This is a genomic window from Enterobacter cloacae complex sp. (assembly GCF_900322725.1).
Classification (GTDB): domain Bacteria; phylum Pseudomonadota; class Gammaproteobacteria; order Enterobacterales; family Enterobacteriaceae; genus Enterobacter; species Enterobacter quasihormaechei.
Genome location: NZ_LT991957.1, coordinates 2,682,784 through 2,708,884, shown reverse-complemented (window position 1 = coordinate 2,708,884; position 26,101 = coordinate 2,682,784). Strand labels below are relative to the sequence as shown.

Sequence of the window (26,101 nt, the reverse complement as noted above, 5' to 3'; positions counted from 1 at the left end):
ATTCCCTCAGAATTAACTAAACAGACCCATGGTGTTGTTCATCTGCGTCATCAATGACTGCAACTGCGTAAACTGCTTCAGATAGCGGTTGTAGGCAGACTCATAGCGCGATTCCATCTTTTCGGTTTTGGTATCAATCTCGGTCTGTTCGCGATCGAGTGTCTCCTGTCGCCCTTTAAGCAGGCCGCTGGAGCTGCTGAGATATTTATCCAGCGCTTTATCCATCGTCTTGATTAAGCCGTCGTTGCCGTTGAAGAACTGGGTGAGCGTTTGCGGATCGCGTTTGAGCTGTTCTTCAAAGACGTCAGAATCGAGCGTGAGCTTGCCGTCTTTGTCGGCGGAAATACCGAATTTGGTCATGTTTTGCATGCCGTATGTGCCGCGCAGCAGCCCGCTCAGCTCGCTGGTCAGAGACGTGATGCTGGCGTCGCCCGCAAAGGCGCCGCGCGAACTGCCGCTGGTAGACGTCAGTTCGGAAATGGTGCTTTGTAGCGTGTTAAAGGCATCGATAAAGGTCTGGACCTGCGTTTTGGTCTCAGCGGTATCCGTATCGATGGTGATAATCAGTGGCTTATTGTTTTCGGTTGTACTGGTGAGCTTGATGGAGACCCCGTCAACCAGATCGTCCAGCGTGTTGGAGCTGCTGGTGTATTCCGTAGGCGAATCGCCCAGAGTGAATTTGGCGTCCCGGCCACTGGTGATGATCTCTTCGTTATCAAAAATGTCCTGCCCGCTGGTCATGCCGCTGGTATCCAGCTGGATATCGTATTTGGAACCGCTCTGATCGCTATTGAGAATCAGTGAGACCTTGCCATCGATGCGCATCAGCGAGGCGGTGACGCCGTTTTGCCCTTCGGCGCTGGTCGTTGAGTTAGACGCGCTTGGAAAATCCGTGCCGTTAATCGCATCGGCGAGATCGCCGAGGTTTTCGAGATCGTCCATCTCAATCTCAATGCTTTCGCCATTAAGATTGATTTTCAGCGTACCGGTCGCGTTCTTGACGGCCTCATCGTCCAGCCCACCGTAGCTTTTCTGCTGGGCGGTCGCTAACTGGTTAACGTTGATACTGTATGTCCCTTTACGCGCGCTGGCGTCGGCGGTGACGGTCGCAATCCCTTCCTGGTTCAGCGTGGCGGAATTTTTGAGCACGCTGGCGCTACTGGAGTTCAGGGCGGTAATCGCACTGCGGAAGGTCGTCATCGCCGAGCGTAGTGATGAGAGCGCTTCTTTCTGCGCCTCCAGCGTTTTGGTCTTGGTCGTTATTGAGTTCTGGAGCGGAAGAATATCAAGGCTTGCCAGCTGCGAAGCGAGATAAGTGGGATCAAAATCAGACATGTTTCATTCTCCTGGCACGCAAACCGTGATTGACTTGCCAATAATTAGCAATTAGCGTGCCAACTTTTTAATCGTTTAAAATCAATTAATTATAAAAAACCAGGAATACGCTTTTCCGCTTTAAAGACGAAGCCGGCTGGTAAGCGGATACAAAAACACCGCCATACAGCGGTGTTTTAACTGCGTTAATGTGGGATGAATTAGCCCAGCAGAGAGACCACCATGCTGGACATGCTGTTGGACTGTTTCAGCATGGACATACTGGTCTGCGACAGCAGCTGGTTACGCGTCATGGAGGAGGCTTCCGTTGCGTAGTTCGCATCACGGACGTTACTTAATGCCAAATCCGTATTGTCCTGCATGTTTGCGAGGTTCGAAGCCGCATAGCTAAGACGGTTGATACTTGCACCCATTTTGGAGCGGACGCTGCCCACATCATCAAGGGTTTTCTCCAGGTCTTCCATCAACGCTTTCGCGCCCGCAGCATCTTTAATTTCAATTGAGCTGGTAGATGCACCGCTCGCACCGCTCGCGGAGATCGTGTATCCAGACCCGTTGAGGCCATTGAAATTGCCGCTGCCGTCAATCAGACCGGTGCTCGCACCGCTCGCACCACTCGCACCGCCTGCACCGCCCAGCTCAGCGCTCAGATCGACCTTCATGGTTTCATCGGCGGAAGAACCGATCTGGAAGCTTAACTCTTTACCGAACTTACCGGAGGCGCCGAACAGCTTCTCACCCGCATAAGAGGTATTTTTCATAATGTTGCCCAGCTCGGCGTTCAGGTCGTTCAGCTCGGTGTTGATGGCATCACGGTCTTTCTGGGTATTCGTGTCGTTCGCCGCCTGGGTTGCGAGGTCCTTCATGCGGTACATGATGTTGCTTACTTCATCAAAAGCCCCTTCCGCGGTCTGCATCATCGCAGTGGAGTCAGCAATGTTACGCTGAGCAACGGTCATACCGTTGGACTGGCCCTGCAAGCGGGTAGCAATTTGCAGACCTGCCGCATCGTCCGCCGCGGAGTTAATGCGTTTACCGGTGCCCAGACGCTCCATAGAGGTGGTCAACAGCTTGTTCGCATTGTTCATTGCATTGGTGGATGCCATGGAGGCGGCGTTGGTAAAGATAGACATTGACATATGTATATTCCCTTTGTCGTTCAGGTGGTTCAGATGTTGTATTGACTAAAGACGACACAGGTGAAATGAACATTAAATCGCTGACGTTCGTTCGAACAAAAATTAAACACGATGAAAATTAAGCGATTGTTTTATCTATATTATTTTACGAATGCCGGCGCATAAAATACCGCATGGGGAGGGAAAAATGGCAGGAATCGCCTGTCCATGCCGCTCTGACTCACGCGTTAAACTGCTTTAATTTTCTTTATCTATTTTTAGCGGCTTTTACATAATGATAATTCTATAAAAAACCTTAATTTATATAGTTCTTTTTCGCATTATTCTTTAGCGAAATTATAAGAAGGCGCAAATAAAGCGACACAACCGCGCCTAAAATTAAACGCTGAATTTTATTTTTTAAACAATAATTATTCAACTTTGAGCCAGAACAAACACACCACAATATTAATACCATGTATTCACTCTATAACCATATTATTAACATTAGGAATATTTAATAATTTCTGTTAACGTTGTGGTTACTAATCCTAATAACCAGGTAGACTTTTCCTAAATTTGAGTTGCGTGAAGCAGTTGGATCACGTAAAAATAGGCGCGGAAAAAATTATTCCTTCCTTGTGCCCTGTATATTGGAAGAGAAAATCTTCTGTTAGCATAATTTTTACAGATCATATGGAAGCGCATAACATCCTCTGACGTGGTTCACCGCAGGTACGCGGCATTCATTAAGAATCCTAAATGGAGTTGATAGAACAATCTGTTCATAACGGATTGCGACCGGCTATTTGCCGATTTGTTACTCTTATTCCTGGAATGGTGGAATCCATTACGCATACATGAATAAACGCTATTGTTCCGTAAACAACTGGCTGATTGATGTTGCTTCAGGCTCGATTCTCCATTTAGCTAGCGGAGAACGTAAACGCCTGGGTGAATATCAACTCAAGCTACTGGATATACTGTCGCAGAACGCGGGGAAAATATTTACTCGTGAGGAGCTGACCACGCTCGTATGGGAAAGGCGCGTGATCGGTAATAACAGTTTGCCGAATGCCATTCACGCGCTGCGCACCGCGCTGGAAGATGATGGTAAAAATCAACGCATCATCAAAACCATCCCACGGCGAGGCTACCTGCTTGAAGCAGAATATTGTTGCACGGTTGAGAAAGATGAAGAGGAGGTAAGCCAACCGGAAGAGCTCCTCGACGGGCAGGAGGAAAGTGCGGCCGGGCAGCGTGCTCTGCTCCCTGTGGCGCAGGAAGCCAATGAGGATAAGGTACCGAATGAGACGCTGCTGCGGGTCATTGAACCTAAAAAGGGTCATCGCCGTCTGTTCTCATTTATGCTGGTCATTCTGTTCACAGCCTGTATCACGCTTTTGGTTAGCGGGTATTTTGCTGGCAGCTTTGGCGAGCGTCTGAATGCACGTGAACTTCACCAGGGCATCTATAGCAACATTCGGATCTATTCCGTGGAGTCCAGGGTTGAGCCAGCCTATATGGCGGCCAACCTCTACAACAAGCTTAAGGATTCGCTGTATACCCTCAATCAGCAGATAAAAATGAAATCAGCCACGATGGAGGTCTTTTTTTACGGCAACACCCCCACGCTAAATTACAGCTTCGTGCTCACGAACGGGTGCGATCAAAAACAGCTGGCGATGGTCATTTACCACTGGCGTGTCGATCCCGTAAGGCTGAACGATCTGATCCTGCGCGAAACCAGGAGAAAGTTGAATGAAATGGCAACATGCAAAACGAATTAACTATCTGATTATCTCAATAACGTCTCTGTTGGTGCTGATCGTGTTGGCATTCAAGCTGCTTATGCCCAATTCGCCCGCCGGGAACCGTGACGTGTCGGCTAACTTTGACCTGGGCATGTATGATTTGATGTCTCAGAGTAAGGAGGTCTACAACGTCAATTTGCAGACGACCCGTAATGTGCTGCTGATGAGCATCACCAGCCCGGACGATAACCGTATCATGATGAAAGGTAAGCTGACGCCGACGAAGGAGATTCATGGCCGAATCTACTTCACAATGACGCCCATCTTCTATGGCGCACGCCAGAGCAAGCTGATGATTGATGGCCTTGCCGATCAGTTAATGAATTCAGGTTACTACTGGATGGAGTCGGTATCAGCCAAAGAGCGCCCCATCGTGGTGGGACAAAACGGAGCGATATTCCTTCATCCGCTCCCCCGGTAAGCGGGCCCCCGCTTACCGTTGTCCCAGCAAATTTTTTACCGTTGCCAAATGCACGTTAGCCTGTGCGCCCAAAGCCTGCGACAGCACGCCATAGCTGTTGCGGGCCAGCACCTCTCCCAGATGACGCGATGCCTCAAGCGCCTGTCGGGTATCGTACGCCGTCGCCATTTCACCGATTCGCGAGCTGACGCGCTCCTGATGGTGCCGCAGCTTGCTGCGCTGGGTCGTGACGTGATCCAGGCTGTGCTGGAGCTTCATTTGCCCTTCTCGCTCGCGTCGCGCGGCAATATCAAGAAGTTCGTCACTGCTTGCGCTTTCCGCCTGGGGCGCCAGCAGCGTGAAGGCATCCGCCGGATAGTGGTGATTTTCGCCGCGAACGCTAAGCTGCTGACTCACCCGCTCCCAGCGGCTTTCATCCACGCTAAATAACAGTTGCCCACCTTGCGTTTGAGAGGCATGGATCCCCAGACGCCCCAGCCCGACGTTCAGTTTCGTCAGCGTCTGACGCGGCGTCGCCTCTTCCGGCAGCGCTATTGCAACCATCTCCCTTTGGCGACCCCCGAGCGAAAAGACAAGCGTTTCGCCAGCCGGATCGCTCAGGAGTTTTTCGCTCCCCGGCAGCGTGAATTCCACCGTGCTTTTTTGCTCAAGCGAAGCCCGTAGCTGGCGATCGACCGTTCCGCCAGAGAGCTGCGTTCGCCGCGAAAGATGTTTTTGCAGCGCCGCAGCCTGCGCGCCGCTATCACCGCCACGGGCGACCGACTGGCGAAGCTTAAGCAGCTGCGCCTCGGTCTGGGCCAGATAGCTATCGGCCTGCTGAACGGAAGTGATCTGCTGGTTAAGCTGTACGTTATAGCGCATAGGCCGACGCGAGAGCAGCGCAGATTCAGGAAATGTGCTTCGGGACGGCGCCACGGTAGCGGGCAGAACGCGGCTAACCGTCTGCGGTGCATCAATATTACCTCGCCCGGCCGTCGCCGGGGAGGAGGTCGTAATGGAGGCGTTTTTTAAACTTACCTGCATAATAATTTACAACAAACTGAAGAGGTTAAGCTGGCTCACCTTGCTATAAGCCTGACTGGAGATCTGCATTGATATGGTATACAGCTGCAAGTTAATGGTGGCCGTCGCAGGATCTGCGCTGCCCAACTCATTCTGTACCAGCTCATTGGAGAGGCTGACGTCGGTATGCGCGTCGTCAATTAACGTCAGGCGGTTCTGGCGGCCCCCAAGATCGGTCAACAGCGATCCAAGGTTATCGCTGGTCGACTGCACCATGTCTATCATGGCTGTCACCTCGTCCTGGTAGTCGGCATAACTGGCGTTAGGATCCTGCATCTTTTGGCTCAGCGCTTTCAGATTGTTAAGCATCTCAAGGTCGTTACCGCTGCTGGAGAATGCACCAGCAACGTTCGTGTTTTCAGTGATGCTTACGCCGTTAGCAACCTGCGTTTCCCGCGTGCCGTCGTTTCCTCCATACACATACTCGCCCAGCGTTTCGTCCCAGGTTACAGCTTGCTGATCGGTCTTCGTCCCGGAAAAGAGATAGCTTCCACTCTCATTTTTGCTGTTTAACGTGGCCACCAGCGAATCGAGCATGGACTCCAGCTCGATGCCATACCCGGCGATGTCTTTCTGGCTGAGTGTACTGTTGTTAGCCAGCTTAAGCCTGTCGCCAATCGCCAGCACTTCGTTACTGAGCGCCGTAATGTGTGACTCCTGCACGGAGAGTGCGCCGCTCAGGCTCGCGATGTTGCTCTGATACTGTTTAATGGCGGACTGCTCCCGGTTCAGCTGTACCAGACGGCTGGCAGCAACCGGATCGTCAGAGGGAACATTGACGCGTTTTTGAGTGGCCAGCTGTTCCATCAGCTTACCCACTTTAACCCCCGTTGTTCCCAACTGAGCCAGCATGGCGTTAGAGTGGTAAAGACTGCTTATACGCATAGGTTAGTGCTCCTGATTGCGTTTAAAAAATGCTCAACAGATCGTTGAAAATTTCATTTCCAGCGGAGATAACTTTCATGTTGGAGGTATAGGCCTGCATATATATCTGAAGGTTGATAGCTTCCTCATCGAGGTTTACCGCACTGACGTTGTCACGCTGAGTTTGCGCCTCGGTATTGACCGCAACCGCCGCCTCCATTTCCGTCTGGTTCTGCTTACTGGCGATACCGATGCTCGAAATAATCGCCGCCGCTCCCTCGCTCAGGCTCATATTGCCCAGGCCCGGAATAGTGGTTTTTTGGTTTTTCAGCTTGATGAGTTCATTAAGGTTATCGCCATTACCCGGCTCATCCGCTTTGCCCGAAAGCGCCAGCTCTTCCGGCTCCAGATCGTTGACTTGCAGAATGCCCGCCGGATTGGTCGGGTCGAAGGTAAACAGGGGCTTACCCGGATCGCCGTTGAGATCGTAACCCTGAGCCAGCTGATTGTTGAACAGATCCGCCAGCGACTCCGCCATCCCCAGCACCGCATCGTTCATCTGCTTCAGGGTGCCGACTTCGTATTCATAAAGCGCGCCCAGCTGGCCGCCCGTGGACGGGTCAAGGGAAAACTCGCTGCTTGAAAACGTCAGGGTCAGCGTATGATTACCCTGACTGTCAGTCCCCGCGCTCAGCTGGCCGGCAGTCTTCCCGCTGACCAGCGGCTGACCGTTGCTCAACGAAACCGTGTAGCCGCCGCTATCTTCAGTGACCTTAACGTCCGTCATGGAGCTGAGCTGCTTAACCAGTTCGTCTCGCTGGTCACGCAGCACGCTGCTGTTACCGCCAGTAGAATCCATCTCAATGATTTTCTGGTTGTAATCCGCAATGCTGCTACTGAGCGTGTTTATCTCCTGCACGACCGCATCGCGCTGGGTATTGATGGAGCTTTTCTGGCTGTTAATGAAGTCATTCACGCTGTTGAAGCGGGTCGCGAGGCTGTTCGCCTGGTTCAATAGCTGCTGGCGTAACGCCTGCGACTCCGGCTCCTGCGTCAAGGCGCTCAGGGCGCTAACGAGATCGTCCAGGCCATTGCCCAGGCTGGTTGAGTCCGTACCCAATACCTGCTCCAGCGCGCTAATGTACTGATTACCCGTGCTGTAGAAATTGGCCTTACTGTTGGTTTGCCAGACCTGATTCACCAGATACTGGTTGGAGATACGACGAATACTGTCCACCTGGACGCCGCTTCCCGCCGAAAGCCCCGTCTGTCCCATCGGGCCTATGGCGCTCTGCATAATCCCTTGTCGACTGTAGCCGGGCGTAAGATAGTTGGCGGTATTGTTAGATGTCACGGTCATGCCCAACTGGGCAGCCTGCAACCCGCTGAAGGCAATATTAATCATGCTCATGGCTTACTCCTGCCCGCTGCGTCGGTAGTGTGACGGGCGTATTAAATGCTGGCGTTTGCTCCTGTAAAGCGGCCATGTCGACCGCATTCTTAAGCGGGGAAACCGTCTGCGGAGAGAGCTGGTTAACGATCATTTGTGTCATGCCGGTACTGCGCATTGACGCCAGCTCTGCCGCAAGCCTGTCGTCATGAAAATCCCGCATCATCCGTTGCTGTTTGCTGGTGAAGGGATTATCTTCGCCCAGCACGTCCGAGGCCTTACGCATCTGCGAGAGCATCGAACGCAGCATAATGGCTTCGAATTGCTCGGCAGCCTGTTCAAGGTTTTGAGGTTTCATCTGCCCGGTAAAATCACCGGGCAAAATAGTCTGCTGCCGGTTGATTGCGCTTAACATCACATCACCACCAGTTCTGCTTCCAGGGCACCTGCTTCATGAAGCGCCTGGAGAATGGCCATCGTATCATCCGGCGCTGCGCCCAGACTGTTGAGGGTATTAACGATGCTGCGTAAGCTCGTCCCGGCGGGAACGGTAACCATCTGGCCGTGGCCACGATTCACGCTCACGTCGCTTTGCGGTGACGCAACCGTCTGCCCCTGGCCGAACGCATTTGGCTGACTGACATTCGTCGATTCCCGAATGGTTACGGTCAGGTTGCCGTGAGCCACAGCCGCCGCACGCACGATAACCCCATCGCCGATCACCACCGTACCGGTACGGGCATTGAACACAACGCGCGGACGCTGTTTGCCCGCATTAATCTGTACATCTTCGAGGGAAGACATAAACGCGACCCGCTCTCCGGCGCCCATCGGCGCGCGTACCGCCACATTGGTGGCACTTTGCGCCGTCGCGGTTCCGGGCCCGAACGCATTGTTCAGGGCGACCGCAACGGCATTGGCGGTTTTAAAACTCGGGCGCTTAAGGTTGAGCATCACCATCGGTTCCTGATGGAAGTCGGTGGGGATCTCTCGCTCTACGGACCCCCCGTTTGGTACGCGACCCACGGTCGGGGTATTAATCGTGACGCTGGAGCCGCTATTTCCCTCGGCTTTAACCCCGCCGACCACGACGTTCCCCTGCGCCAGCGCATAGACTTCGCCGTCAGCACCGCGCAACTGGGTTAACAACAGCGTACCGCCGCGCAGGCTTTTCGCATCACCAATAGAGGAAACGGTAACGTCGATGGTCTGCCCGGGCGAATATCCCGGCGGCAGCGTCGCGCTGATCGCCACCGCCGCGACGTTTTTGACTTTAGGATCGATCTTTGTCGGTAGCTGTACGCCGAACTGACGCAGCATGTTGGTTACCGACTGACTGGTAAACTTCACCTGGTTTTTATCACCCGTGCCGTCTAGCCCTACCACGAGGCTGTACCCGATCAGCTGGTTTCCGCGCACGCCCTGAATATCCACCACGTCGCGCAGAGGCTGCGCGACGGCGGCACCACAGATAAGACAGAGAAGTACCAAAATGCGCTGTAACATCATGGCCTCCATCAAATTGGGAACAGCGGATGATTAAAGAAGCGAACCAGCCAGCCCGCCGCATTGGCATCGCTGAGCGCGCCGCGTCCCGCGTAGGAAATGCGCGCATTGGCAATACGCTGCGACGAAATGGTGTTATCGCGTTCGATATCATCGGCGCGCACCAGGCCGGTAACGCGGATATACTCATCGCCCTGGTTAAGGGTTAACCACTTCTCGCCACGCACGGCGAGGACCCCGTTTGGCAGCACCTTATACACCGCAACGGTGATGGCACCCCGCAGACTATTCTGCTGCTGTGACGTCGCGTTACCGTTAAAGTTACGCTCACCGTCTACTGTCCCGGAAAGCGTATCGGCGGAATGGCCGAACGCTTCCGGAATGCCGAGGGAGACATCGTTTTTCTTGCCGTAATTGGTACGCGCCTGCTTGCTAGCCTGCGTGGACTCGTCCAGCTTAACGGTCAGAATGTCACCGATGCGGTAGGCGCGGCGGTCCTGAATAAGCGACCAGTTATAGTTGCTGTTATATACCCCTCCACCGCGTACCCGGGTATCAGGCATGGCAAAGTCTTCCGGCGGCGCGTACGCCGCATCGTCTTTCTGGACCAGCAGCGCGGGGCTTTCACACCCCGACAGTGCCATCATCAGCAAACCCACTGCTACCTGCTTTTTCATCTCTCTCACTTTACTTGCTCTGCCGTTACATGGACTGGGTGACAAACTTCAGCATGTCGTCTGCGGCAGAAACCATTTTGGCGTTCATTTCATAGGCACGCTGGACGGTGATCATGTCCACCATTTCCTCTACAACCTGCACGTTTGAGCCTTCGAGCGAGCCCTGCTCCAGTAGACCGAGCGCATCCTCTCCCGGCACCCCCTCAACCGCCTCACCGCTGGCGGCAGTTTCGCGATAGAGGTTGCCGCCAATCGCTTCCAGTCCGGCTGGATTAACAAAGTTCACCAGCGTCAGTTGGCCGAGCTCGACCGGTTCATCTTCCCCCGCAACCGTTGCGGTAATCGTGCCGTCCTTCGCAATCTGGATGTCGCTGGCATTTTCAGGAACTTCAATCTGCGGGATTAACGGCAGCCCCTGAGCATTCGTCAGAATGCCGTCCGGCGTTTTTTGCAGGTTGCCCGCACGCGTGTAGGCGATATCCCCATTGGCGGTTTCTACCTGGAAAAAGCCCTGACCGGAGATCGCGACGTCCAGCTTCTGGCCCGTGTTCTGAATACTTCCCACGGTAAACTCTTTCTGAGTGCCGACGATTTTGACGCCGGTCCCGAACTGGATGCCCGTGGGGGCAATATTGTTTTGGTCCAGCTGGCCGCCCGGGTTGCGCTGGTTTTGGTAAAACAGATCGGCAAACATGGCGCGTTCGCGTTTAAAGCCAGGGGTGTTCACGTTCGCCAGGTTGTTAGAGATGGTGGTCATTCTGGCGTCCTGCGCCGCTAACCCGGTTTTACTGATCCATAAAGCGGGATTCATCTTTATTCCTTCATGAAGTCATTAAGAGACGCGAAGCAGGCGGTTACCTGCGTTAGCAAGATCTTCCGCCGCTTTCATCATTTTGATCTGCGCTTCAAACTGTCGTCCTAGCGCAATGCTCGAGACCATTTCGCTGATGGCCGACACGTTGGACGACTCCAGGTGTCTGGCCGCAACGGTCACCTCCTCATCGCGCGGATTTTCCGTCGCGTTGGTGATAAGAAAACCGGCGTCGTTTTTACTCAGCGCCTCAGCGGGAATGTTCACCAGCTTGATGCGGTCAACGTCTAACGGCGTCGCAATATCGGCCTCCTCCGGCACGATGCTGATTACGCCATCCTCGCTGATGCTCAGTGAGGCGAAAGGCGGTAGAACAATCGGGCCATTGTCGCCTTCCAGCGGCAGACCGTTGATGGAAAGTTCGCCGTCGGCGTTCACGTTGATTTGTCCATTGCGGGTATACACTTCCCGGTTGCCGCTCCGCAGCGCGATCAATCCATCGCCCTTGATGGCAATATCCAGCTCACGCCCGGTTTCACGCACCGCGCCGGGTGACATATCTACGCCACCCTGCGTGGGCTGCGCCAGATAGCGGGAAGCGTACCCTTCCCCGGCAATCTGCTTCGCCACCGCATTATCTAAATCGCTGCGAAATCCCTGCGTATTCACGTTGGACAGGTTATTCGCGTGGATCTGCTGCTGATTGAGGCTCCGCGAAGCCCCGCTCACGGCGGTAAAAAGTAAGCGATCCATAAATTACACGGCCTGGAATAGCGAGTTCATCATGGTGTCGTTGGTGCTGATGACCTTCGTGTTCGCCTGGTAATTGCGCTGCGCGGTCATAAGCCCAACCAGCTCAGAGGTCAGGTCGACGTTTGAGGATTCGAGTGCCCCGGAGACGATTGAGCCCAGCAGTCCCGTACTCGGTGCACCGGTCAGCGGCGCGCCGGAGCTGGCGGTCTGAGCCCAGGTGGTACCATCCTGCGACTGAAGGCCGTTCGGATTGGTAAAGTTGGCCAGTACAAGCTGCCCCTGAAGCAGGCGCTCGCCGTTGGAGAAGGTGGCATAGACACAGCCATCCTCGTCGATCGCCTGCCCGGTACGCTCACCCGACGCATAGCCATCGCTTTTGTTTTTGCTCACGGAGAAATCGGAACCAAACTGAGTCGAGCCAGAATAGTTAAGCGAAACGCTGATATCGTCCGCGCCGGCGATAGCCGCATCCAGCTTAACGGCGCTGGTTGGAGAGGTCAGCACACCCTGGCTGTTGAAGGTCAGGGCCTGCGTGACGGCAGCACCGCTGCTGTCGGTTACCGCCACGTCGTCCATGTAATAGTGGACTTCCCAGGTATTGGTGCCGGTTTTGACAAAATATTGGTTCAACGTATGTTCGCGGCCCAGTGAATCATAGACCTGAGTGGTATAAGAGTTGTTGTAGGTCGTGTTGTTTTTCGGATCGAACGGGGTGGTCGCCGGAACCTCCGCACGTGCATCCATGTTTGCCGTAAAATCAATGCTGCCGCTCGCTTTTGCCGGAATCGAACCGCTGCTGATATTCAGATTACCGATCGTGCCCACCTGTAGCTTGCCGTTGGCATCAACCGGATACCCCTGTAAATACATTCCCTGGTTGTTCACCAGGTTTCCGTTACTGTCGGTATTAAAATAACCGGCACGGGTGAAGGCGGTCGTTCCAGCGCTGTCCTGGACCATGAAAAAGCCATTACCGTTAATCGCGAGATCGAGCGCGCTACCGGTGGAAGTGATGCTTCCTCCTTTGGTAATGCTTTGCGTGACGGCTGTTACCCCAACGCCCAGCGGCTGGCTTTCAGCATACAGCGCGGAAAACTCTGCGCGGCCCGACTTAAAGCCTACGGTGCCGGAGTTGGCAATATTATTTGAGATAGCATTAAGCTGCTCAGTAACCGCGTTCAGTCCAGAAGTTGCAATACTAAAACTCATAATCGTTCCTGTTTAATTAACGGCCTGATTCACTTCAGGCTTTATCTTTTGAGGCTTCGTCTGTGGAAGTCTTACCAAACTGGCTAATGTTGTTGTAGGCAATCTCGCCCATACCGCCGACGTTCAGCACCGTTGCGCTACCGTCAAGCGGGATACGCACATTTTTGACGATGCCGCCCACCTCGATCTGCACGGTTTCTTCCCCCGTATCGGTCACCACGCTCAGGGTGTATTTTCCTTCGCTCAGCCCAAGCTCCTGCGGATCGATAGTGAAGTCCACGAGGCCGGCTTCCTGCTTGCCCAGTTCGATTTTTTGCTCAACGCCGGCAGCATCTTTCACAATTACCGTCACAACGTTGGCTGAATGTTCCAGCGTCAGGCGTCCATTAAGCGCCGTTTCACCATCGCTCTCGATCGTGTTGGTCTGCACCATGACGTGCTGGCCCACCAAATTGCCGGTGGCCAGGGTCTGTAGGTTATCCATCAAGACGGCGTTGTTCGCCATCAGCTGTGATACCGTCTCCATGGACTGCACCTGCGTCAGCTGGGCAAGCTGGCTGACGTATTCCGTTCCGTCGGTCGGGTTGAGCGGATCCTGATTTTGAATCTGGGCCACAAGCAGCTGCATAAACATGCCCGACATCCCTGAGACGGTGCTGTTGCTGGCCACATTTGGCGCGGAGCTGGTGGCCTGGCTGCTGCTGTAGGTGCTTTCAACATTCATGATTACGCTTCTCCAAGCCGCAGCAGGCTTTGCTGCATGCTTTTGATGCTGTTTAAAACTTCAACGTTGGTTTCGAACCCGCGCGAAGCAGACATCATGTCCGCCATCTCTTCCACGACGTTGACATCCGGGTAGTAGACGTAACCTTCGGTGTTTGCCATGGGATTATTGGGCTCGTAGCGCTGGACCGCATTGCCGGTTTCAACGACATCCATGACCTGAACGCGGGCTCCGCTTAGCGCCTTGTCACGCATTAATTCATCGTTCTGATAAACCGCTGCGAAGACCGGGCGCCTTGCCTTATAGGTGTCGGCTTCCGTAGCCGAGGCGGTTTCCGCATTCGCGAGGTTGCTGGCAATAGTGTTAAGACGCACCGTTTGCGCCGTCATCGCCGACCCCGAAACGCGATAGATATCCGAAAAAGACATATTTCGTCGTTACCTGTTCTGGATTACTTGCCTTCAATGGCCTTTTTCAGGCCCGTGAATTTCATGTTTAAAAAAGCCAGGCTCATCTGATAGTCCTGCGTGTTTTTGGCAAATTCAGCCTGCTCGACATTCAGTGACACGGTGTTTCCGTCTGACGAGGGCTGATACGGCACGCGATACATCTCCTGCGGCGAAGACGGCAGGGAAAAACTTGACCGCGACCGTTGCATCTCTGCGGCAAAGTCAATATCTTTAGCCTGGAAGTTGGGGGTATCGACGTTTGCCAGATTGGCTGATAGCAACTCTGCTCGGGAAAGTCGAAGCGCTACAGCCTGTGGATGAACGCCCAGGGCTTTGTCAAAAGTTATACTCACAATTCACTCCCTCTGATGCTAAACCTGCACGATGCACAACAATGAAAGCAATAATCGTGCCAAGGTTGCAATTCCATGATTTATATAATATTTAAAGATTTTTTCACCCAAAGTATGAAGCGGCATTTCCGCTTATTCGCTGCACTGCCGCTGCTTATCACTAACCTTTCAACTGCCTCGGCTAACGATACGGCGCCCCTCAGCGCCCGTAAGCAAATCTATGCAGCCGCTCAGAGCCATACGGCATCGCTGATTCGTCAGGAGGCCCGGCGGAAACACTGGCCCGACTATCAGGCAAAGATGAACATCTTTATTCCCGCCGAAGCATCGCAATATCGCTCATGCAGTCAGAAACTCGCGGTATCCCATTACGGCGGTGAAAACCCTGACTTCTACCGTCTGCGTCTCAACGTGAGCTGCAACGATCGTCAGGGGTGGGAGACCGCCGTGACGGTGAAGCCGGATATCTACCTGCCGGTAATCATTGCTAAAACCGCCCTTGAACGAGATCAGGTGCTCAGCGAGGAAGACGTCACGACAAAAAAAAAATCAACATCAACAGCACCCGCGGGGAGTATCTGACGCAGGTAGATGATGTTGTCGGCATGACGGTGAAACGCCGCATCCGCGATCGCCAGCCCATCACAAAACATCAGTTAGACATGCCGTTGCTCGTCGAGCGCGGCCAGCGCGTGATGATGGTGGCGGTACAAAATGGCGTGGAAGCGCGCACGGTTGGCGAGGCCATGAAGAAAGGACGTAAAGGCGAGACCATTAAGGTCAAAAACCAGAGCAGCGGAAAGGTCGTGACCGCCGTTGTGACGGAGAGAGGCGTTGTGCAAACGGTTAACGATTCCACCCTATAAAAATCTTTCCGCCGCGTTTAAGTTTTCGCTTTCGCAGGCCGCTTATTTCCTGCAATGGCAGAGGAAATCAGGCTTCCGCAGAGCAAGATTCATGCGCAACCACAACGAAAGAAGAAAATGAGGGCAAAGCGATGAAAATTTCAACAACACAATTCAACCTGGCCACCGCGATTAATAAGGCCAGCAGCGCAGAACAAACGCCTACCGTGGCACAGGAAGGTTCAGCTGTGGTTCGCAGCGCCGCTATCGACCCGGTCCTTGGCGAAGCGCAGACCCAGCTTAGCGCACTGCCGGAAGTTGACATGGCGCGCGTCGCCGAAATGAAAGATGCCATCAGCAGCGGCAAAATCAGCATCGACGTTGATTCGCTGGCGACGGCTATGCAGAAGTATTACCAGAGGTAACTATGACTAACGCCGCACAGCGCGTTAAAGCCCTGATTCAGGGTATGACCGAAGACAGAAAACACTACCAGACGCTAGGCGAAATGCTTATGGAGCAGCGTCATCATATCATCGCCCGCAATGCTGCATCGCTGGATAGCGTCAACGCGCAAATTATGGCGCTATACCAGCAAATTTCACACAATAGCCAGCAACGTCGACGCCTTCTTGAACAGCTCGGCATCACTGCCAGTGGCGAAGGCATGAAAACCCTCATTGCCCGCCTGCCCTCCTCTCATCAGGCCCCCGTCGCGGCCCTGTGGCAGACGCTTCAAAAACAGGTTGAAGACTGCCAGCATCGCAATGAATACAACGGCACCCTGATGAACATGCAGCACGATATTCTGCAAAATTTGCTGAACAGCAGCGAACCGGAAAACTGGCTGTATCAGCAAATATAGTTCTGATAACCGCTACGCAAGAACGTCTGATGAATGTTCATCGCTCAGTACAGGGCAGCAGTTATAAAAACGCTGTCATTTTCTTACTGGTTTAGATTCTAAGGAAACGTTGCACATGGATATCGACTGGTCAGTTTTTGACAAAGTCATTTATATCAACTTAAAAGAGCGTCACGATCGCAAAAACACGATCAAAAAAGAGCTTCGGTCGCTCGGTATTCCGCCCCATCTGATTCACCGCGTTGAGGCAACCCGCCATCTTGTCGGGCAAATTGGACGCGCACGCTCCCATCTGGCGGCGGTTGAAACGGCAATCTCAGAAGGGTGGGGAAATATTCTTATTCTCGAAGACAATATGATCTTCGACACCACCGCTGAGGCAAAAGAGCGCCTCAACGCGTTCCTGCAAACGCTGAAGAAGATTGACTGGCACTGCGCCCTCTTAAGCACCCGTTACAGAAAGGTCATCACACTTAAAAGCACGGACCGGATAGTGAAGCCTGTCGACGCGGGCTCCGCCTGTGCCTATGCCGTTCACCGCGATTATCGTGACACCATGCGTGCTTGCTTTGCCACGGCGACGGGATATTTGCTCAAGGGAGGCAGCCCCCATGAATATGCGCTTGAAAATACATGGCTGCCGTTAATGCAGCAGCACCGATGGATCGGTATGTACCCTGTCGCAGGGCATCCCGCGCCGGGAATGTCCGACACGGAGGGGTGTGTCGTTGACCATACTGAACATTATTACAAAGAGCTTTCGGTAATAGCATTATGAGAATACCTAAGATCATTCATGTTGTTTGGATCGGCGACGAAACCAAAACGCCGCGAAAGATGATTGATACCTGGAAAAAAAACAATCCCTCATGGACGGTAAAAGTCTGGAATAATGCCGCGCTACGCCAGACTAAATGGATTAATAAAAAGCATATCGACGCGATGATTAAATCAGGGAGGATGTGCGGGGCGGCAGATATTATGCGTTACGAAATTCTTTTTAATCACGGCGGATTTGCGGTGGATGCAGATTCGATATGCCTGCGTCCCCTTGAGGACTGGCTTTTTGACAGCCAGGTCTGCGCCAGCATGGAAAATGAGATCGTCCGTCCTGGCCTTATCGCGAACTGCTTTGTGGCATCAGAGCCACGGTCGGCACTGATGGCTGAATTAATCATGCGGCTTGAGCAGAAAAAAAGCGTCATTTACGATTTGCCGTGGATTGTAACGGGGCCGAAATTCCTGACGGATACCGTCCGGGAACTGGGATACGCGAATATTACCTACTGGCCAAGCCACTACTTTTTACCCCAACATTTTACCGGACAACGATATCTCGGACCGGGGCGTGCCTTTGCACATCAGCTGTGGGGGACGACCAATGGTCTGAATGAAACGCTCTTCGAGATAGACGTTCCCGAGTCTGCGTAATCATCAATAACAGGCAAGACGGCCCGACAAGCATCGGGCCGCACGTCTGAACAGATTCGCCCGTTATTCCGCCGGGCTCCTCTTCTTCTGGACACGTCGATCGAAGAACTTATCTGACGCGATAAAGCGCTGGATGCGCGAATAAAAATCATCGGGCATGAATCCACTCATGCAGGCATAGGACCTGTTATTGGGGCACCATTCATCAAACTTCTCATTCGAGCCCAGACGATAGGAGCTGGCGCAATGGTAATAGCTACAGGGGATATCCACCGCCAGTGAATTCCAGCCCTGCTCACCGTGACGCCAGGGCAAACGATACTCTCCGGGCACAACCGAATAGAGGGCGCAAATAGCAATATCGGTTGCCCCCGCTAACGCCACGGGTCCGGAATCACAGGCGACAAGCAGTGTAGCCTGGGTCATTAAATAGGCCGTTTCCAGTATCGTAAACCGATCGATGGCATTCACCACGGCAGCATTTTCAATCTCCAGCGCTTTTTTATGGGAGTAAAAGTTGGTATTACTGCCGATCAGCACCACGGACCATCCGTCGTCGACGAAACGCGCGATAAGCGCTTCCCAGTATTGCTGTGGCCAGGTTCGGTTTGGCACGCCTACGTTAGGGTGAACCAAAACGATTTTATCCGCCCCCGTTAAGCCGTGGTCGTTCATAAACGCGTCAACATGCCGCTTATCAAGCGCGTCAAGCAACAGGACAATCGATTTCCTGCTATCGTCGACCGGCTCGCCCCCAAAGGCGTCCACAAAAGAATCAATCTGATGCTTTTTGTCGAGAATATGTTTTACGTGGCTTGGTAAGTGGTATTGCCCCAGCTGCTGCGCAATATAAATGTCTGCCGCCTGCTGTTGAGTAAAGTACTGAGGTTCCCAGAGCTCATCCACCCAGGGGCAGAGCGATAATAGATCGTGATAAATTTTGGGCACGATACAGATAAATGGGCCTTCCAGCCTGTCGCGAAGCGCGTTGAGCGCTCCAGCAGCAAACAGGACATCCCCCATGGACTCAGCCAAAAGAAAGATATGCTTTGTAGAATAGTTACCAGCTATTTTTCTCTGCGTTTCATTAACATAACGGAAGGTTTTTTTAGCGAAACCATTTAGGGTAAGATAGCGGCCCAGCGTTGCATTTTCTGAAAAATTCTCGTGCTCATGGAAAAATATTTTTTGGATGCTTTTTGCCGGCGCGAGAAAAAGCTCAAAGACCGGGAATCCGTAAACGTTGCGTGGCGCAACGCCTGCCAACAATAAAGATGCAAAAGTGATATTATCAGGCAGCGCAATGACATTCGCGCCACTTACGTTTAGCGGAATCGGTCCTTTACTATTCAGGATAACGATATAATCAACGCTATCGGCATCAATTTCCTGTTGTAAACAGGCGCCCTTTCCTTCCTGCCCCAGGAGATGCGTTTCACCATCATCAACGAAAAATAATGTTTTTTTCTTTTCGTTCATTTCACGCAATGAATCCAGAATAACATTATCCACGCCCAGCAACCTGAGTGCGCCTGCGGCTGCATCAGCGTTAATGCTGTTAAGCAGATGACTCCAGTAGCGAAACTGCGGCGCTGCAAAAAACTTTTTATACGTATTCCGGTGGAAATCAGACAGGTAATAGGTTGTGTTTACCAGAGCGTTAAACAGATAATTATAGACCGGGCTCCACTCTGCGCTATGATGCGTAACATTGCGCTTTAACTGCTGCGAAAAGCCGCGCACGTCCAGCCCTTCATAGAGGAGTTTATTAAGCTCTTGTCGAAAAACGGCGTCAACGATGCGCGTCTCATAGAGGCAGAAGGCGAGCCGGAACGCGTGCGCCTTCTGACTGAAAGCCTGGAGTAGCGGAAAGTTGATCGACTTACCACAGTGGACAGGCGCATGGATCGTGACGGCGTCTGCGTTGATTTTGCAGGCAAATTGAGAAAGAGTATTACACCACTCATCCGTAACGGCGGCCGGGAAATCACATACCATGACATTTTTGTCATTATGTAACCCAGGATACTTTTTTTTCAAAAAGAAAAGGTAATAATCATTCTGACTGACGTTTTTTGCATAATCTATAATCGGGAAAAGATGCCAGGCATCTTCATCCTGAATATATATATTCAACTTCACCAAGAAATTCGACTCCATTCAATACCAAAGCGTGCGCGCAGGGTGATAAACGCCATTTCACATGGCGTTTATAAAACAATTATCGCGACGTGTTAGTCGCCAATTTTTTTAATGACAATTTCGATACCACTCTCTGCAAACGGCGTTCTGGTCTGATCTATGCGCGCAACATTTGTTAAATAGCTCTGATTCAACAGCTCAATCTTTTGAATTTCATACGTTCCATTTAACGTGTTGAGCAGGTCCAGAACATTAATCGACACGGGAGACCAGCTTTTCTTTTTCGCTAAAGTAAACGTATGTTTGTGATCGAAGTTATAGGTTGAAGGCCAAACGCCTTGCTCATACATATCTTCGTCAGGAATGGTGAGGATCATATGGCCGTTTGGCTTTAAAACGCGGAACCAGTTATTTATCGCGATGGTTGGATCAACCATATGCTCCAGACAGTGTGCAGAATAGACGAAATCAAAAGCATTATCCGGCACATTATACAGGAACTGCGCATCACCCTGTGGCATATCATAAAGCGTAACCGCTTTAATTAACGGGAAAAGCGATTGATAAATACCGATACTGTCGTTGCCTCCGCCAATATCCAGCCCATAGCCAACCAACCAGCGAGTCGAAAAGCGTGAATCGTGCAGACGGCGGTTAATCGACATCGACGTGGTGCCCGGCACGCCTGGCGTTACGCTGAACGTCGCGGTCGGATCGCCCGGGAAAATATAAGGGACAAGCACATTTTCACCCCAGGCTTTCGGCCACAAAATCACGTATCCCGTGTCATGCGGCAATAAGTGTATTTCGTGCGTAGCGCTGAAACCATTTAAGAGCTTGATGAAAAGCTCGCGGCTCTCAAAATCATTCTCCGCGATGTCGCCAATCGGCCCCTGATAGACCTCTCGTTCCTTAAGATAAATACGATAATCGTCAATAATAACTACGCTGTTGTTGCACTTACCCTGTAGCGCGAGCAGTTCATTGAGCAAGGGGAGTTTCGTCTCCTTGTCCCATTTGTCAGTTTTATAGTCCTCATAACCAAAATCCGCGCCGGGGTAATGGGCATCAAGGAAAATTAAACAGCGGTTCTGTTCCAGCGTCTGGTTAACGATGTCGGACTGGATAAAATCCGTACTGTCGGAGAGCGCGACGGAAATCTTCTCATTCTGTATCGCCTGGCTGTGCAGATCGGGATAGATTTCACACGATAGCGCTTTAGAAAAGCCATAGGCGATAGCGGCTCGACACGAGACCCCTTTACCATACCCCGTCTCAATAAAATGGGTGACGCCATAATCAGAGACCAACGTATTTACCGGAAAACGTACAATATTACCCATTCGCGAGTATCCTTTAATGTTGTTATTTGTTTCGTGCCGTTCGGGTGTATTTCGCGTAAACGGCAGCGCAGGCGCCACTATAGAAGCGATAATCCATACAACAGGCTGTAGTCGGGGGTATTTTGTGTTTCCCCTGCCGCATTCTTCAGGTGCCAGTCGCGCAGGGCGCTAACAAGCGGCGCGATATCCTCCTGCGCCAGGGCCTTCTGCTCTGCGCGGAAGGCACACAGCATCTTGAACTGGAATACCTGACGTGCCAGATCTAAAAAGGCCTGACCGTAACTGGCGCAGTCAACGCCGGGAAACACGTCATGATAGAGTGAATAGATAATTAAATTGCGCATGATGTATGGGTTATCGTGGAGGATCGTCGCTTCTCCCCAGGCCGCTTCCAGCTCATGCAATCGGTCGGTCAAGCGGGATGGCTGCATTACTGACAGCTCGCTCAGCTTCAGCGCTACGCCTATTTTATCCACCATGGGTAAATTCAGATCCAGGCGCATCGTGCCCATCTCTTTTAACGTGGCAATGCGATGCTCATTAATCGGCGGCAGCATCGTGAACTGCTGGGTCAGAACACCCTGCTCTGCTAACAGGCTCAGCTGCGCGCCCATCTCTTCAAGCAGCGCCGGAGAAAGCTCGCCGTTATCGCGATAATGTTGCGCTTTGCTGAGGAGCACGCCTATCCCATACAGGCTTACTTCGAGCGACAGCGCCGGATGAATGGCCAGATTAATGCACTGCTGATTTAACGTTTCGCTCCAGCCTGACAAGGCTTCTTCTGCGCTCGCGGCAATCTTTGCCTCGTGCAGAACAAACGCGTCAGGACTCAGCAGCATTTCATGCGCCGCCGTCTCGCAGCGAATATCCAGGCTATCGCGCTGCTGATTTTTAAACTTCACGCTGCTGTGCGGCCACGCGTCATCGGCATCCTTACAGGTTGGACAGTCGCAGCGGGTCTCACGCGCGTCAAAGCGCAATACGAATTCGGGTTGGTATTGTTCAATCAGTTCCATGTCTGTTCTCTTCCAGCGATAGCGTCTTAAGATTGTTTACGGAAAAACCAGTGGGTGCAGTCGATCACCTTTCCGTTTTGTGGATCGGTCCAGTGCTGTAGGAAGGCGAAGCTCGGGCTAAAGCCGAGCCATAGTGCGTCATAACGCATAAGCACCTTCCAGCAGCGGTCCAGGCTCGCCTTCAGCGCTATGGTCTGTTCATAGGCATCCAGCAGTACGGTGTAATAGTTCGCATTTACTGCGTAAGCGCAGGCGCAGCCGGCACTGTAAATACGGGCCACCCCTTGCAGCGACTGGGTCGGAGTGAAGTTGTCATAGCGCCCTCCCAGCAACAGCATCTGCCAGTTGATCTGATCCAAACCGTTGAGCAGTTTATTGATGTTGGTAACCACGTTTTCTTTTCTGACAAAGCGCAGCTTTGCATCAAGCAGCAGCACATTTTTCCAGCCCTGCTGCTGCGCCTTTGCAATCACCTGATAATGCGTTTGCAGCTCGCTATCCTCAGGCGAGCTTCCCTGCGCGTTGGCAACGGTCCAGAGCTGTTCTTCTTTAATCCCCAGGGATTTCAGGTTTTCGCAGCAGGCTGGCAGCTCGGCTTCCTCGAGGGGATCGTAAAGCACGGCAATTTTCTCAAACGCGCTCCAGTTCACCTGGGTGTTGAGCGGCGCGGTGCTCAGGCGACGATAATGAGCCAGAAGGTTGGGATCGCTGACGAAGTCTTCCAGCGTCAGGTCCACCGGCGTGGAGGAGCTGAGCACAAAGTCTTTATCGTACGTATTACTGCTATGTGAGATACACAGGATCGCCTGTTTTGGGTCAATCTGAAGAACCGGCGCGGTAAAGTCCTTCAGGAATCCCACCTCTTCCGCCAACGAGGCATCGTCAAGGTAGCGATGCTTTTTGAGGAAGTTACGGTGGTAGCCAAAGGTACCGTTGAGCGCATGACGCGGGCCAAACCCGTGGGTCATATAGATTTTGTCGAGATGGCTGTACCAGATGTAAATCCGATCGCTGCCGGAGAACAGGGCCTTATTTACCTGCATCTCCGCAACCTGATGGGAAATTTTATTTGGCGGATAATAGTCATCATCATCAAAGCAGATGATGTATTCCCCTTTCGCCAGGTCGTTGAGGCGGTTACGCTTGTTACCCAGCACCAACCGCTCGGGGCTGTGAATATAGCGCACGTTAGCCTGAGCCGGATCGACCATCATCTCCACGAGATCGGCATTGCTGACGGGCGAGTCGTCAAGAATGATCAGCTCGCGCTTTTCGGCAGGGTAGTCCTGATACTGCCAGATATAGAGCAGGTAGGGCAGAAACTCGCGGCGGTTATAGGTTGGGCAAATAACGCTCACAAACGGCGTCGGCAACGGCTGAGTGCGCTTATTGCGCGCCATAAGCGCGTTAATCAAAGAGGAGTGGGCGGGCTGTTTTACAGTCTTCATAACACTTATCGTTGACGTGTGGTGATCTGCTGCTGGCGCAGCCAGCATTGAGCAGAAATAGAGTCGGTCATTTTTTGTTCGCGGCGATTGTGCTCCTGCTGGCGATCGCGGCGTTTCGCCTCCAGCACGAGCTCAAGGCTCTTCTCGCGCCTGGCTTCGGCCACAAGCGTCCCCTGCATCTTTTGCGCTTCCAGATTTGCCAACGCATGTTCTTGCTTCTGCCAGTCGATAACCCGCTGGATAACGTGCTTGTACGTCGACTGGTTACTCATCATCACCGGGCTGTTGAGGTTCGAATTCGCCATGCCGGACGCGAGGGAAGAGAGTGAGTCGATATTTTTCTCGAACCGCTGGCAAAGCTGTTTTTGCGTAGCCAGCTTGAGGCTTAAATCATCGACGGCGCGGGAGCGCATAAGATGCAGCTGTTCTAGCGTTGAAATAAGTTTGCTCATCATTCCTTATCCTGCGTTTGCCAGCGCACAGAGATCGCTGATAGTGGGCGCCAGCAATGCCGCATCCTGAACCTCCTGCTGTAGGAAGCCGACGATGGCCGGAGAGAGTCGAACGGCTTTGTCCGCCAGCGCATCCGCGCCGGCAACATAGCCGCCCAGCGGGATCAGCGGTTTGATATTTTGATATTCCGCGTAAAGCTGCTTAACGGTGCGGGCGGCCAGCTGGTGCTCGCGCGCCGTCACCTGGCTCATGCAGCGGCTGATTGACTGGCCTATGTCGATGGCCGGGTAATGCCCCGCCTCCGCCAGGTGGCGTGATAGCACGATGTGACCATCGAGTACCGCTCGGGCACAGTCGACGATCGGATCCTGCTGATCGTCCCCTTCCGCCAGCACGGTATAGATCGCCGTCATCGATCCTGTGCTCTCGCTGTTACCCGCGCTCTCCACCAGCCGGGGGATCATGCTGAACGCCGAGGGCGGGTAGCCCTTGGTTGCGGGGGGCTCACCCAGCGAAAGCGCAATCTCGCGCTGCGCCATCGCGTAGCGGGTTAAGGAATCCACCAGCAGCAGAACGTCTTTCCCTTTGTCGCGGTAGTAACTGGCAATGGTGTGGCACAGTTCGGTCGCCTTAATGCGCATCAGCGGCGATTCATCCGCCGGCGCGGCAACAATCACCGATTTCGCCAGTCCTTCGGCCTGGAGGGAATTTTCAATAAACTCCTTCACCTCGCGGCCACGCTCGCCAATCAGGCCCACCACGACCACCTCGGCCTGCGTATAGCGGGTGATCATCCCCAGCAGAACGCTTTTTCCCACCCCGCTACCCGCCATGAGTCCGACGCGCTGGCCTTTACCGATGGTCAGCAGTCCGTTGATGGCCCGCACGCCCACGTCCAGCGGCGACTCCACCGGCTGGCGCTTAAGGGGGTGTACCTGGGGAAGCTGGGAAGACAGTAATGTATCCCCGCCGAGCCTGCCTTTTTCATCCAGAGGTTCGCCGAGGCCGTTCACCACCCTGCCCAACCACGCGTCGCCAATCATGATGCCTTCGCTCTTTCCGGCAGGAAAAACGCGCGCGCCAGCAATCAGCCCGGACGGCTGCTTAAAGGGCATCAGGAAGGTGACGTCCCGATCGAAACCGACAACCTGAGCGTCAATCATGTCGAGCTCAACGCTCTCCACGTGGCAGAGCTGGCCTATCGCCAGCCGGCAGCCCACGCATTCGAGGAGGATACCGTTAACCCGTACCAGACGACCCGCAACGCGTGCCAGATCAATCTGTTCGATAGAGCGCAGCGCGTGTTCAAAATCAAGATTGCTCATGGCTCTCTTCTGGCAGTAGTTTTTCTTTTAATACGGAGACACACTGGTCGAGACGGTGCTGGCAACCAATGTCCATCTCGGTAGACTCGGTCACTACGCGGCACTCCCCGAGCGCCAGCCCCGGGTCCGCAGCCAGGCCCCACTCACGGGCTTTTTCGGGCTCCGCTTCGCTAATGCGGCGGAACTCTTCAGCGTTAAGCAGGACGCGAATCTGTTCGGGCGGCTGCGGCAGGCTGGTCAACGCTTCCTCAACCAGCGCTAAAAGCTGGGTTGGATGGAGCGACAGCTCGCAGCGAATAACCTGCCGGGTGACCTTTTCGACCAGCTGTAGCAGCTCTTCGCGACGGCGCTGCTCGTAATTGTCCAGAAAGCGCTGAACGTTGGCGGTCATCTGCTCGAAGGGCGTTGCCGCCTCAAGAAACAGCTGGCGGGCCTGAAGCGCCCCTTCAGCCTGCCCTTTCGTCATGCCCTCTTCAAAACCAAGCCGCATGCCTTCCTGGTATCCCGCCTGCTTACCCTCTTCCACGCCCTGCGCAAAGCCCTGGTTCATTCCCTCCCGAAATCCCTCCTCAAGCCGCTGCTGATATTCAGCGGGGTTCAGAGAGACCGGCTCGTTTCCGGCTCCCGGCACGTCGGGCACGTTCACTCCCTTTCTTAACGGAGGGAACTTATACGGCCGCGGCTTTACGTCGGTTGGCCGGGCGGTAAACACGGGCTGCGGCGAAATACGCCGTTTTGTAAACATGG

29 protein-coding genes are annotated in these 26,101 nt (G+C 53.2%); 8 read left to right on the top strand and 21 right to left on the bottom strand.

Going from position 1 to position 26,101, the window contains the following annotated elements; all coding sequences use genetic code 11:
* Positions 1 to 12: 12 nt before the first annotated feature.
* On the bottom strand, positions 13 to 1,335 hold the full coding sequence (fliD, locus tag DBR02_RS13470) for a flagellar filament capping protein FliD (protein WP_107534603.1): 1,323 nt from the start codon (positions 1,333 to 1,335) through the stop codon (positions 13 to 15).
* A 200-nt stretch (positions 1,336 to 1,535) separates the two neighbouring features.
* Positions 1,536 to 2,474 (bottom strand): flagellin N-terminal helical domain-containing protein, encoded by a 939-nt coding sequence (locus DBR02_RS13465; protein ID WP_107534602.1) that lies wholly within the window; start codon positions 2,472 to 2,474, stop codon positions 1,536 to 1,538.
* Positions 2,475 to 3,313: 839 nt separating this feature from the next.
* On the opposite strand from DBR02_RS13465, the gene DBR02_RS13460 reads away from it, so the two are divergent.
* A complete protein-coding gene (locus DBR02_RS13460; protein WP_107534601.1) occupies positions 3,314 to 4,243 on the top strand; it encodes a transcriptional regulator in 930 nt (309 codons plus the stop codon).
* Positions 4,215 to 4,688: a hypothetical protein gene (locus DBR02_RS13455; protein ID WP_063450806.1), complete on the top strand. Its 474-nt coding sequence runs from the start codon at positions 4,215 to 4,217 to the stop codon at positions 4,686 to 4,688. The genes DBR02_RS13460 and DBR02_RS13455 overlap by 29 nt, the downstream gene beginning before the upstream one ends.
* A gap of 12 nt (positions 4,689 to 4,700) precedes the next feature.
* Here DBR02_RS13455 and DBR02_RS13450 read toward each other — a convergent pair whose 3' ends face one another.
* From DBR02_RS13450 to flgB, 12 genes are read right to left on the bottom strand one after another with little or no spacing between them, the layout of a single operon-like run.
* Positions 4,701 to 5,711, bottom strand: a complete 1,011-nt coding sequence (locus tag DBR02_RS13450) for a hypothetical protein (protein WP_107534600.1) — start codon at positions 5,709 to 5,711, stop codon at positions 4,701 to 4,703.
* Positions 5,712 to 5,717: 6 nt separating this feature from the next.
* The gene (gene flgL, locus DBR02_RS13445) at positions 5,718 to 6,635 is read right to left on the bottom strand and encodes a flagellar hook-associated protein FlgL (protein WP_107534599.1); all 918 of its coding nucleotides are present in this window, start codon (positions 6,633 to 6,635) and stop codon (positions 5,718 to 5,720) included.
* 22 nt (positions 6,636 to 6,657) lie between these two features.
* Positions 6,658 to 8,025, bottom strand: a complete 1,368-nt coding sequence (gene flgK, locus DBR02_RS13440; protein ID WP_107534598.1) for a flagellar hook-associated protein FlgK — start codon at positions 8,023 to 8,025, stop codon at positions 6,658 to 6,660.
* The gene (locus tag DBR02_RS13435) at positions 8,012 to 8,419 is read right to left on the bottom strand and encodes a rod-binding protein (protein ID WP_063450809.1); all 408 of its coding nucleotides are present in this window, start codon (positions 8,417 to 8,419) and stop codon (positions 8,012 to 8,014) included. The genes flgK and DBR02_RS13435 overlap by 14 nt, the downstream gene beginning before the upstream one ends.
* The gene (locus DBR02_RS13430; protein WP_063450810.1) at positions 8,419 to 9,510 is read right to left on the bottom strand and encodes a flagellar basal body P-ring protein FlgI; all 1,092 of its coding nucleotides are present in this window, start codon (positions 9,508 to 9,510) and stop codon (positions 8,419 to 8,421) included. Before DBR02_RS13430 ends, DBR02_RS13435 begins: the two co-directional genes overlap by 1 nt.
* Positions 9,511 to 9,521: 11 nt before the next feature.
* Complete coding sequence (gene flgH / locus DBR02_RS13425; protein WP_063450811.1) at positions 9,522 to 10,187, bottom strand: flagellar basal body L-ring protein FlgH; 666 nt, start codon at positions 10,185 to 10,187, stop codon at positions 9,522 to 9,524.
* A 25-nt stretch (positions 10,188 to 10,212) separates the two neighbouring features.
* Complete coding sequence (gene flgG / locus DBR02_RS13420) at positions 10,213 to 10,998, bottom strand: flagellar basal-body rod protein FlgG (protein WP_107534597.1); 786 nt, start codon at positions 10,996 to 10,998, stop codon at positions 10,213 to 10,215.
* A 21-nt stretch (positions 10,999 to 11,019) separates the two neighbouring features.
* Positions 11,020 to 11,751 carry a flagellar basal body rod protein FlgF gene (locus DBR02_RS13415; RefSeq protein ID WP_063450813.1) on the bottom strand — a complete coding sequence of 244 codons (732 nt, stop codon included), beginning with the start codon at positions 11,749 to 11,751 and terminating at the stop codon, positions 11,020 to 11,022.
* A 3-nt stretch (positions 11,752 to 11,754) separates the two neighbouring features.
* The gene (gene flgE, locus DBR02_RS13410) at positions 11,755 to 12,960 is read right to left on the bottom strand and encodes a flagellar hook protein FlgE (protein WP_107534596.1); all 1,206 of its coding nucleotides are present in this window, start codon (positions 12,958 to 12,960) and stop codon (positions 11,755 to 11,757) included.
* Positions 12,961 to 12,994: 34 nt separating this feature from the next.
* Positions 12,995 to 13,684: a flagellar hook assembly protein FlgD gene (gene flgD, locus DBR02_RS13405; protein WP_107534595.1), complete on the bottom strand. Its 690-nt coding sequence runs from the start codon at positions 13,682 to 13,684 to the stop codon at positions 12,995 to 12,997.
* 2 nt (positions 13,685 to 13,686) lie between these two features.
* The gene (gene flgC / locus DBR02_RS13400; RefSeq protein WP_107534594.1) at positions 13,687 to 14,112 is read right to left on the bottom strand and encodes a flagellar basal body rod protein FlgC; all 426 of its coding nucleotides are present in this window, start codon (positions 14,110 to 14,112) and stop codon (positions 13,687 to 13,689) included.
* A gap of 23 nt (positions 14,113 to 14,135) precedes the next feature.
* Entirely contained in the window at positions 14,136 to 14,486 is a 351-nt protein-coding gene (flgB, locus tag DBR02_RS13395) for a flagellar basal body rod protein FlgB (protein ID WP_063450817.1), read from the bottom strand.
* Positions 14,487 to 14,561: 75 nt separating this feature from the next.
* Between flgB and DBR02_RS27000 the strand changes: the two genes are divergently transcribed.
* The 6 genes from DBR02_RS27000 to DBR02_RS13370 all read left to right on the top strand — a co-directional run bounded on the left by DBR02_RS27000 (position 14,562) and on the right by DBR02_RS13370 (position 17,627).
* Complete coding sequence (locus DBR02_RS27000) at positions 14,562 to 15,068, top strand: hypothetical protein (RefSeq protein WP_233157772.1); 507 nt, start codon at positions 14,562 to 14,564, stop codon at positions 15,066 to 15,068.
* Positions 15,035 to 15,352 (top strand): flagellar basal body P-ring formation chaperone FlgA, encoded by a 318-nt coding sequence (gene flgA, locus DBR02_RS26995; RefSeq protein ID WP_320653578.1) that lies wholly within the window; start codon positions 15,035 to 15,037, stop codon positions 15,350 to 15,352. Before DBR02_RS27000 ends, flgA begins: the two co-directional genes overlap by 34 nt.
* A 131-nt stretch (positions 15,353 to 15,483) precedes the next feature.
* Positions 15,484 to 15,756, top strand: a complete 273-nt coding sequence (flgM, locus tag DBR02_RS13385; RefSeq protein ID WP_107534593.1) for a flagellar biosynthesis anti-sigma factor FlgM — start codon at positions 15,484 to 15,486, stop codon at positions 15,754 to 15,756.
* A gap of 2 nt (positions 15,757 to 15,758) precedes the next feature.
* Entirely contained in the window at positions 15,759 to 16,196 is a 438-nt protein-coding gene (locus DBR02_RS13380; protein WP_107534592.1) for a flagellar protein FlgN, read from the top strand.
* Positions 16,197 to 16,311: 115 nt separating this feature from the next.
* Positions 16,312 to 16,974, top strand: a complete 663-nt coding sequence (locus DBR02_RS13375) for a glycosyl hydrolase family 25 (protein ID WP_107534591.1) — start codon at positions 16,312 to 16,314, stop codon at positions 16,972 to 16,974.
* Positions 16,971 to 17,627 (top strand): glycosyltransferase family 32 protein, encoded by a 657-nt coding sequence (locus tag DBR02_RS13370; RefSeq protein WP_197711249.1) that lies wholly within the window; start codon positions 16,971 to 16,973, stop codon positions 17,625 to 17,627. The genes DBR02_RS13375 and DBR02_RS13370 overlap by 4 nt, the downstream gene beginning before the upstream one ends.
* Positions 17,628 to 17,690: 63 nt before the next feature.
* Here DBR02_RS13370 and DBR02_RS13365 read toward each other — a convergent pair whose 3' ends face one another.
* From DBR02_RS13365 to fliH, 7 genes are all read right to left on the bottom strand, one after another.
* The gene (locus DBR02_RS13365; RefSeq protein ID WP_254058671.1) at positions 17,691 to 19,769 is read right to left on the bottom strand and encodes a glycosyltransferase family 9 protein; all 2,079 of its coding nucleotides are present in this window, start codon (positions 19,767 to 19,769) and stop codon (positions 17,691 to 17,693) included.
* Between the two features lie 92 nt (positions 19,770 to 19,861).
* Positions 19,862 to 21,112, bottom strand: coding sequence for a methyltransferase domain-containing protein (locus tag DBR02_RS13360; protein WP_107534589.1), 1,251 nt, complete (start codon positions 21,110 to 21,112; stop codon positions 19,862 to 19,864).
* Positions 21,113 to 21,189: 77 nt separating this feature from the next.
* Positions 21,190 to 22,128, bottom strand: coding sequence for a hypothetical protein (locus DBR02_RS13355; protein ID WP_107534588.1), 939 nt, complete (start codon positions 22,126 to 22,128; stop codon positions 21,190 to 21,192).
* A gap of 26 nt (positions 22,129 to 22,154) precedes the next feature.
* A complete protein-coding gene (locus DBR02_RS13350; RefSeq protein ID WP_107534587.1) occupies positions 22,155 to 23,576 on the bottom strand; it encodes a glycosyltransferase family 2 protein in 1,422 nt (473 codons plus the stop codon).
* A 5-nt stretch (positions 23,577 to 23,581) separates the two neighbouring features.
* Positions 23,582 to 24,031 carry a flagellar export protein FliJ gene (gene fliJ / locus DBR02_RS13345; RefSeq protein WP_226848238.1) on the bottom strand — a complete coding sequence of 150 codons (450 nt, stop codon included), beginning with the start codon at positions 24,029 to 24,031 and terminating at the stop codon, positions 23,582 to 23,584.
* 3 nt (positions 24,032 to 24,034) lie between these two features.
* Positions 24,035 to 25,354 (bottom strand): flagellar protein export ATPase FliI, encoded by a 1,320-nt coding sequence (gene fliI, locus DBR02_RS13340; RefSeq protein WP_107534586.1) that lies wholly within the window; start codon positions 25,352 to 25,354, stop codon positions 24,035 to 24,037.
* Entirely contained in the window at positions 25,341 to 26,099 is a 759-nt protein-coding gene (fliH, locus tag DBR02_RS13335) for a flagellar assembly protein FliH (protein WP_063450827.1), read from the bottom strand. The genes fliI and fliH overlap by 14 nt, the downstream gene beginning before the upstream one ends.
* Positions 26,100 to 26,101: the final 2 nt, after the last annotated feature.